Genomic DNA, 8,174 nt, shown 5'->3' on the forward strand with positions numbered 1-8,174 from the left:
GTGTACACAAAACACCGGCAAAGCTCCGATCCATTCTTCATCGATACAGGAAAGACAACCATGGCCAACAAGCAGATCTTCGTGAACCTCGCCGTCAAGAACCTCCAGAAGTCCAAGGCATTCTTTGCCGCGCTGGGCTACACCTTCAACGAGAAGTTCACGGACGCCAACGCCGCCTGCATGGTGATCCAGGAAGGCAGCATCCACGCGATGCTGCTGGTGGAAGACTTCTTCAAGACCTTCACGAGCAAGAGCCTCGCCGACACCAGCAAGAGCACCGAGGTGCTTCTGTGCCTGTCGTGCGAAAGCCGCGCCGAGGTCGACGAGATGGTGGCCAAGGCGGTGGCCGCGGGCGGCACGGTGCCGCGCGAGCCGCAGGACTACGGCTTCATGTACGGCCACGGCTTCCAGGACCTCGACGGCCACCTGTGGGAGCTGATGTACATGGACCCGAACGCCGAAGTGACCCACCAGAACGCCTGAGGGCGCGCCGCCAAGCACGCAGAACGATGCCCATCGTTCCATATGCGCTCCTCACTGTTGCGCGGAGGGCCCCTTCCCTGAAGCGGGTGCGCCCCGATATTCCGGACAGCAGCGTTGCCGCGCATCCGGCCGCGGCACGCCCAACCGAAAGGAATACCGAGGTGTCCAGCAACAACGACAGCAGCAGCCCTATCGAGGACGGCCGCAGCCCCGTGCTGCAGGTGAGCCCGCTCGGCTTCCCGTGGCAGACGATTGACCCGTTCCTGTTCTGCGTCTATCACGACGACGCCTATCCGAAGGCCAACGCGCAGATGGGGCCCGAGGCGCCGCTCGCGGGCCGCCAGATCGGCCAGGACTTCAGCCGCAAGGACGGCTGGAGCATGTACCACGGCGACACGGTGCCGGGCTTTCCCTCGCACCCGCACCGCGGCTTCGAGACGGTGACCATCGTGCGCAAGGGGCTGGTCGACCATTCCGATTCGCTGGGCGCCACCGCGCGCTTCGGCGGCGGCGACGTGCAGTGGCTCACGGCCGGCAAGGGCATCGTGCATTCTGAGATGTTTCCGCTGCTCGACGCCAACGCGCCCAATCCGCTGGAGCTGTTCCAGATCTGGCTCAACCTGCCGGCCAGAAGCAAGATGGCCGAGCCGCACTTCACGATGTTCTGGTCGGAAGCCATCCCGCGCATTGCGTCCGACGACGCGGCGGGCGGCCGAACCGAGATCGCGGTGGTCGCGGGCCGGTTCGGCGGCACGGCCGCGGGCAACGGAGAGCCGATCCGCCCGCTGCCGCCGCCGCCCGATTCATGGGCCGCGCAGGCCGATGCCGACGTCGCGATCTGGACGCTCAAGATGACGCCCGGCGCGCAATGGACGCTGCCGCCCGCCGCGGGCGAAGGCACGCGGCGCATGCTGTACTTCTTCAAGGGACGCAGGCCGAGATCAGCCAGACGCTGGCCGACTACCGCCGCACGCAGTTCGGCGGCTGGCCCTGGAGCGATCCGGCGCCGGTGCATGGCCGCGATGCGGCGCGCTTTGCGCGGCACCCCGGCGGGCGCGAGGAAAAGCCGGCGACCTGAGCCGCGCGGGCAAGCGGCCTCAGAGCGCCTTGAGGATCTCGGTCGCGGGCGCGGTCATGCTCGGCACGAACTCGATCACGTGCGTGCTGGCCACGCCGTTCTGCACGAAGGGGTCGCGTGCGAGCACGGCCTCGAGCTCTGCCCGGTCGCCCGAGCGCGCGAAGATCACGCCGCCCTTGCGCGGCACCTGCCGGCCCGAGGCCAGGAACAGACCACTTTGGTAGTGCTTTCGCAGCCACGCCATGTGCCCATCCATCAACACATCGAGCTCTTCAAGCGGACGGATGTAGGTGAGCGTGACGATGAACATGGCAGGGGCGGCAAGTGGATCGGAAGGCTCCGATCGTATGGCCTGGAACGCGGCCACCGCATGACCAGAAGTAACGGTGTGATCCAGGTTTTACGGCTTTCTGATACCGTCTTTTTTGTTGCCCTCAACTGCAAAGGAGAGTCGCCCATGCCGCTTCGCTCGCCTGGCCTTTTGCCGCCCAGCTTCGTACCGCCGTACCTGCTGGACCGGCTGGCGCAACATGCCGGTGCGCATGCCAGCGCGAAGGCGGCGCAGACGCTGATGATCGACCTGCAGCACCGCGGCCTGCGCGAGGCGGTGGCCGGGCAGGGCGTGTCGTCGGGCCCCGCGCCCAGCTATGTGCGGCGCGGCTCGCCCGCGCGCGCCATCCACGACGCAGAGCACACCATGGTCCTGCCGGGGCGGCTGGTGCGTGCCGAAGGACAGGCCGCCACCGGCGACATCGCCGCCGACGAGGCCTACGACTACCTGGGCGCCACCTACCGCCTGTACCACGACATCTTCGAGCGCGATTCCATCGACGGCGCGGGCATGCCGCTCACGGGCAGCGTGCACTATGGCAACGACTACGACAACGCTTTCTGGAAYGGCCAGCAGATGGTGTTCGGCGACGGCGACGGCGAGGTCATGAACCGCTTCACCATCGCGGTGGACATCATCGGCCACGAGCTCACGCACGGCGTGATCGACCACGAGTCGGGCCTGGTCTACCAGGGACAGCCGGGCGCGCTCAACGAATCGATCTGCGACGTGTTCGGCGCGCTGGTCAAGCAGCACCTGCTCAAGCAGACGGCGCAGCAGGCCGACTGGCTGGTGGGCGCGGGGCTCTTCACCGGCAAGGTCAAGGCGCGCGCGCTGCGCTCGATGGCCGAGCCCGGCACGGCCTACGACGACCCGGTGCTCGGCAAGGACCCGCAGCCTGCCCACATGAAGGACTTTGTCGACACGCGGCAGGACAATGGCGGCGTGCACATCAATTCCGGCATTCCGAACCGCGCCTTCCATCTCGCTGCCACGGCCATCCAGGGTCCGGCATGGGAGACGGCCGGGCGCGTCTGGTACGACACGGTATGCGACCGGCGGCTGCGCCAGGACGCCGATTTCCTGGCCTTCGCGCAGCTCAGCGTGGAAAATGCGGCCAGGCGCTTCGGCGCCGGCAGCGCGGCGCACCAGGCGGTCGGCGCTGCATGGAACACCGTGGGAGTCACACCATCATGATTCAGCTTCCGCCCCTGGACCAGGCCTCCGTCGTGCGCGTGACGCGCGAGGGCGGCGTGGCCTACGTGCCGGGCCTGTCGCGCCCGCGCAGCTACCAGTTGGGCAACTGCAGCGAGGAACTGCGCCAGCAGATCGGCGAGGCGCTGCAAAGCGCGGCGCCGCACGCGGTGCCGCGCGCAGGCCCCGGTTCGCCGGGCGGCGATCAGCGCTTCTACCGCGTGGAAGTGGTGGTGGAAAGCGCCACGTCCCATTCAGGTTCTTCGGTCAGCTTCGAGGTGCCCGAGAACGAGGCGCCCGCGTCGCTGGTGCACCTGTGGAAAGACGCGGCCGAGCGCTGAGGCTTTTTCTTCTCCGCCGAATCAAAGGCCGCCGAGCACCGCCGACGCCACCAGCCACACGTTGGCCGCGCTGATCACGCCGAACAGCCCCCAGGCCAGCAGCTTGACCAGCGTGCCGTTGGCAAAGCCGCCCATCAGCGCGCGGCTGCTCGTGAAGCGGATCAGCGGCCACATCGCGAAGGGCAGCTGGAAACTCAGCACCACCTGGCTCAGCACCAGCATCTTGCCCACGCCGCCATCGCCGAACCACCAGACCCCCAGGAACGCCGGCCCGAGCGCCAGCCCCCGCGTGATCAGGCGGCGCTGCCAGCACGGGATCTTCAGGTCGAGAAAACCTTCCATGATGATCTGGCCCGCAATGGTGCCGGTGAAGGTCGAGCTCTGGCCCGAGGCCAGCAGCGCAATGCCGAACAGCGTGGCAGCGAACGCGCTGCCCACGATGGGCTCGATGAGCCGGTAGGCGTCGTCGATCTCGGTCACTTCCACATGGCCGGTGCTGTGGAAGGCGCTGGCCGCCAGCACCATGATGGCCGCGTTGACCAGGAGCGCGAGCGAAAGCGAGAACACCGCGTCGAAGGTGCAGAAGCGCACCGCCTCGCGCCGCGCCGCATCGCTGTCGGCCACCAGCCGGGTCTGCACGATGGACGAATGCAGGTACAGGTTGTGCGGCATCACGGTGGCGCCCACCACGCCGATCGCAAGGTACAGCGCGCCCGGCTGCTGCAGCCGCTCGAAGCTGGGCGCAAAGCCCATTGCCACGCCGAACCAGTTGGGCTGCGACATCGCAAGCTCCACCACGAAGCAGCCCGCGATGGTGCCCACCAGCCCGAGCACGATCGCCTCGACGCGCCGGAAGCCCGCGCCCTGCAGCCCCAGCACGAGCAGCGTGTCGAACGCCGTGATGCCGATGCCGACCGGGATCGACACACCGAACAGCAGGTGCAATGCGAGCGCGCTGCCCAGCACCTCGGCCAGGTCGCAGGCCACGATGGCCAGCTCCGCGCCCAGCCACAGGAAGCGGCTCACGCGCGGCGAATAGTGCTCGCGGCAGGCGCGCGCCAGGTCTTTCTGCGCCACCAGGCCGAGCCGCACGCACAGCGTCTGCAGCAGCATGGCCGCGAGGCTCGCGAGCAGCACCACGAAGAGCAGGCCGTAGCCGAAGCGCGAGCCGGCCTCGATGTCGGTCGCCCAGTTGCCCGGGTCCATGTAGCCCACCGAAACCAGCAGGCCCGGCCCCGCGTAGCGCAGCAGCTTCTTGCCGAAGGGCAGGTCCTGCGGGACCGCCACGCTGCCCTTGACTTCGGAGGGACAGAACGGCGCGGTGGCCGTGCGGGGCAGGGGAAAGAACATGCGGGCGATGATAGGGTCGCGCGCGGGACCGCTGGCCGAGCGGCCGGTCTTTTAGATTCGGCGGTCCCATTCCACACACATGCAACTACGGAGCTTTTTTCCATGATCCACGTCGTCGCCGTCATCACCGCCAAGCCGGGCCAGCGCGCCAGCCTGCTCGAAGCCTTTGCCGCCAACCGCGCGGCCGTGCTGGCCGAGGAGGGCTGCATCGAATACGGCGCCACGGTCGACGCGGCGGGCGTGCCGGCATCGAAGGCCAGCTTCGGGCCCGACACCTTCGTGGTGATCGAGAAATGGGAAACGCTGGCCCACCTGCAGGCCCATGCGGTGGCACCGCACATGGCGGCCCACGGCGCGAAGACGAAGGAGCTGGTCCAGAGCAAGCTGATCCACGTGCTCGAGCCGGTCTGAAAATCGGCCTTCGCGCGCGGCGCAATGCCTGCTACCCTCGCGCCGGGATCAGGCATCCCGAGGAGGGACACGAGGCATGGCGATCTTCTTCAGACCGCGGGGTATGCGCCTGCACGCTTTCACCGCAAGGCTCTTCGCATCGGCCGCGCTGGTGCTGGCGTCTGGCTGCGCGCAGCTCGCCGCGCCACCCTATGCGGCCGACTACGAGGCGCTCGACCGGCTCGAAGCCACGCGCCCCGGCATGGTGGCGGTCGCCAAGGTGCAGCCGGCCGACCCGAACGACAGCGTCAACACCCTGCGCCTGCGCCGCGCGAAACTGCTTTCGCCCAGCGGCAGCTTCGCGCAGTACCTGGAAGACGCGCTGACGCGCGACCTGGGAGAAATATCGGCCTACGACCCCAAGGCCCCGACCCGCATCGCGGCGCGGATTCTCGTCAACGAACTCGACCTTGGCGTGATCAACGGCAGCGGCCGCATGGAGGTGGAGGTGGTCGTGACGCGCGCGTCCGCGCAGAGGCTGCGCAAGACCTACCGCGGCGAGCTCGCCTTCGACTCGAGCTACGCCAACATCGTGGCCGTGCCCGCCGGACAGGCGGCCTATCCGCGGCTGGTGCGCGCGCTGCTGCGGCAGGTGTATGCCGATCCGCAGTTCATCGCGGCGATTGCACCCTAGCCACAGCCATTGCCGGAGAAAGCCGCACCATGCCTTTTCTTTTTTCTTCTTCGGCCGCTCGCCTGTTTGCCGCTGCGGTCCTCACGGCCTTGCTGGCCTCCTGCGCCCACCCGATCACGATGATCACGGAAACCGCGCCGCCGCGGTCGCAGGCGCGCCTCCTCCCCAAGAAGGTGGCCTACGTGATGACCGACGCCCAGCGCGACCAGCAGGTGACCACCGCCGGCGGCAGCGGCGACCGCGTGAGCTACTACCCGTACCGCGACCTCGAGAAGTCGATCCGCGATGCGCTGCGCGCGGTCTACCGCGACGTGGTCGTGCTGCGCAGCGCCGGCGATGCCAAGGCCAACGAGGCGGCGGGCGTGTCGCTGGTGTTCACGCCGCAGATCAGGACCGATTCGAGCTCGTCCTCGTGGATCACCTGGCCGCCCACCTCGTTCACCGCCGAGGTGAGCTGCGTGGTGAGCGATGCCGCCGGCGCCGAACTCACGCGGGTGCGCGCGGTCGGCAACGGCACGGCGGAGTTCGGCGAGTTCAATGGCGACTACGGGCTCGCCGCCCGCCGCGCCGCCACGCGGCTGACGTCGCAGCTCAGCAGCGAGATCCGCAGGAACGAGAAGCTGCGCTGAAACGCCCGGTGCTCGCCCATGAAAAAACGCGCCCTCGGGCGCGTTTTTGTTGTCGGAGCCGCGAAGCCTTTTACTTCGCCACGACCTTCACCATCTCCAGGCACTTGTTCGAGTAGCCCCATTCGTTGTCGTACCAGCTCACGAGCTTCACGAAGGTGCCGTCCAGCGCAATGCCGGCTTCGGCGTCGAAGATCGAGGTGCGCGGGTCGCCGCGGAAGTCGGTGGCCACCACCTTGTCCTCGGTGTAGCCCAGCACGCCCTTGAGCGCGCCTTCGCTCTGCGACTTCATCTCGGCGCAGATTTCCTTGTAGGTGGCTTCCTTCTCGAGCTCCACCGTGAGGTCGACCACCGACACGTCGGAGGTCGGCACGCGGAAGCTCATGCCCGTGAGCTTCTTGTTSAGCTCGGGGATCACCACGCCCACSGCCTTGGCGGCGCCGGTGCTCGASGGRATGATGTTTTCCAGGATGCCGCGGCCRCCGCGCCAGTCCTTGTTGSWCGGGCCRTCGACGGTCTTCTGCGTGGCGGTGGCGGCGTGCACGGTGGTCATCAGGCCGCGCTTGATGCCCCACTTGTCGTTCAGCACCTTGGCCAGCGGCGCCAGGCAGTTGGTGGTGCAGCTGGCGTTGCTGACGATGGCTTCGCCGGCGTACTTCTTGTCGTTCACGCCGTAGACGAACATGGGGGTGTCGTCCTTCGACGGCGCCGACATGATCACCTTCTTCGCGCCCGCGTCGAGGTGCTTCTGGCAGGTTTCCTTGGTGAGGAAGAGGCCGGTGGATTCGAGCACGATGTCGGCGCCGACTTCATTCCACTTCAGCTGCGCGGGGTCGCGCTCCTGCGTGAGGCGGATCTTCTTGCCGTTGACGATCAGCGTGTTGCCTTCCACCGTGACTTCGCCCTTGAAGCGGCCATGCACCGAGTCGTACTGGAGCATGTAGGCCAGGTAGTCGGGCTCGAGCAGGTCGTTGATGGCGACGATCTCGATGTCGTTCTTGAAGTTCTGCACCGCTGCGCGCAGCACGTTGCGACCGATGCGACCGAAGCCATTGATACCGAGTTTGATAGCCATCTGATTTGCTCCTAAGGTTGAAAAACTTGTGGTCGGACAGAAAGGAAAAACGCCTCGCCGGGCTCAGCCGCGCAGGGCGGCTTCGACCGTGGCGGCAACGTTCTCGGCCGTGAAGCCGAAGTGCTTGAACAGCGCCGGTGCCGGTGCCGACTCGCCGTAGCTGTCGATGCCCACGACGGCCGCGCAGCCGTACTTCCACCAGCCGCCGGTGCAGCCCATTTCCACCGCGATGCGCGGCAGCTTCTTGGGCAGCACGGCCTTCTTGTAGGCCACGTCCTGGCGGTCGAAGGTGGTGGTCGAGGGCATCGACACCACGCGCACGGCAATCTTCTTTTCGGCCAGCAGCTTCTGCGCGGCCAGCGCCAGCTGCACTTCGGAGCCGGTCGCGATGATGACCGCGGCGGTCTTCTTGCTCTTGAGGCCGACGGCTTCGGGCTCCGACAGCACGTAGGCGCCGCGGCTGATGTCGCCGAGGTCGCCCTTGGGCGCATAGGCGATGTTCTGGCGGCTCAGGAGCAGCGCAGTGGGGCGCGACCGGTTCTGCAGCGCCACGGCCCAGGCCACGGCGGTTTCGGCGGTGTCGCCCGGGCGCCAGACGTCGAGGTTGGGAAT

The 8,174-nt window shown here is 67.5% G+C and carries 10 protein-coding genes and 1 pseudogene; 7 read left to right on the top strand and 4 right to left on the bottom strand.

Annotated features, from left to right (window positions below):
* Positions 1-60 precede the first annotated feature (60 nt).
* A complete protein-coding gene (locus tag AC1DOC_RS12800; protein ID WP_027729484.1) occupies positions 61-483 on the top strand; it encodes a VOC family protein in 423 nt (140 codons plus the stop codon).
* 77 nt (positions 484-560) lie between these two features.
* Positions 561-1,561, top strand: a pseudogene (locus AC1DOC_RS12805) (pirin family protein).
* A 19-nt stretch (positions 1,562-1,580) separates the two neighbouring features.
* On the opposite strand, the gene AC1DOC_RS12810 reads toward AC1DOC_RS12805, so the two are convergent.
* Complete coding sequence (locus AC1DOC_RS12810) at positions 1,581-1,871, bottom strand: YciI family protein (RefSeq protein ID WP_015867990.1); 291 nt, start codon at positions 1,869-1,871, stop codon at positions 1,581-1,583.
* Positions 1,872-2,018: 147 nt separating this feature from the next.
* Here AC1DOC_RS12810 and AC1DOC_RS12815 point away from each other — a divergent pair, with 147 nt between their 5' ends.
* Positions 2,019-3,089, top strand: a complete 1,071-nt coding sequence (locus AC1DOC_RS12815; protein WP_478080358.1) for a M4 family metallopeptidase — start codon at positions 2,019-2,021, stop codon at positions 3,087-3,089.
* The gene (locus AC1DOC_RS12820; protein ID WP_478080357.1) at positions 3,086-3,427 is read left to right on the top strand and encodes a protealysin inhibitor emfourin; all 342 of its coding nucleotides are present in this window, start codon (positions 3,086-3,088) and stop codon (positions 3,425-3,427) included. The genes AC1DOC_RS12815 and AC1DOC_RS12820 overlap by 4 nt, the downstream gene beginning before the upstream one ends.
* A 21-nt stretch (positions 3,428-3,448) precedes the next feature.
* Here AC1DOC_RS12820 and AC1DOC_RS12825 read toward each other — a convergent pair whose 3' ends face one another.
* Entirely contained in the window at positions 3,449-4,777 is a 1,329-nt protein-coding gene (locus tag AC1DOC_RS12825) for an Nramp family divalent metal transporter (RefSeq protein WP_436301858.1), read from the bottom strand.
* A 102-nt stretch (positions 4,778-4,879) separates the two neighbouring features.
* Between AC1DOC_RS12825 and AC1DOC_RS12830 the strand changes: the two genes are divergently transcribed.
* The 3 genes from AC1DOC_RS12830 (at position 4,880) to AC1DOC_RS12840 (ending at position 6,490) form a co-directional block, all read left to right on the top strand.
* Positions 4,880-5,188, top strand: coding sequence for a putative quinol monooxygenase (locus AC1DOC_RS12830; protein ID WP_015867994.1), 309 nt, complete (start codon positions 4,880-4,882; stop codon positions 5,186-5,188).
* 103 nt (positions 5,189-5,291) lie between these two features.
* A complete protein-coding gene (locus AC1DOC_RS12835; RefSeq protein ID WP_278878294.1) occupies positions 5,292-5,861 on the top strand; it encodes a hypothetical protein in 570 nt (189 codons plus the stop codon).
* Between the two features lie 29 nt (positions 5,862-5,890).
* A complete protein-coding gene (locus tag AC1DOC_RS12840) occupies positions 5,891-6,490 on the top strand; it encodes a hypothetical protein (RefSeq protein ID WP_412512098.1) in 600 nt (199 codons plus the stop codon).
* Positions 6,491-6,560: 70 nt separating this feature from the next.
* On the opposite strand, the gene gap is transcribed toward AC1DOC_RS12840, so the two are convergent.
* Positions 6,561-7,562, bottom strand: coding sequence for a type I glyceraldehyde-3-phosphate dehydrogenase (gene gap / locus AC1DOC_RS12845; protein WP_478129889.1), 1,002 nt, complete (start codon positions 7,560-7,562; stop codon positions 6,561-6,563).
* A gap of 63 nt (positions 7,563-7,625) precedes the next feature.
* On the bottom strand, positions 7,626-8,174 hold a 549-nt coding region (locus tag AC1DOC_RS12850; protein WP_478129890.1), incomplete at its 5' end, for a transketolase-like TK C-terminal-containing protein.

It is taken from the genome of Variovorax sp. 01T439_2 (assembly GCF_056398445.1).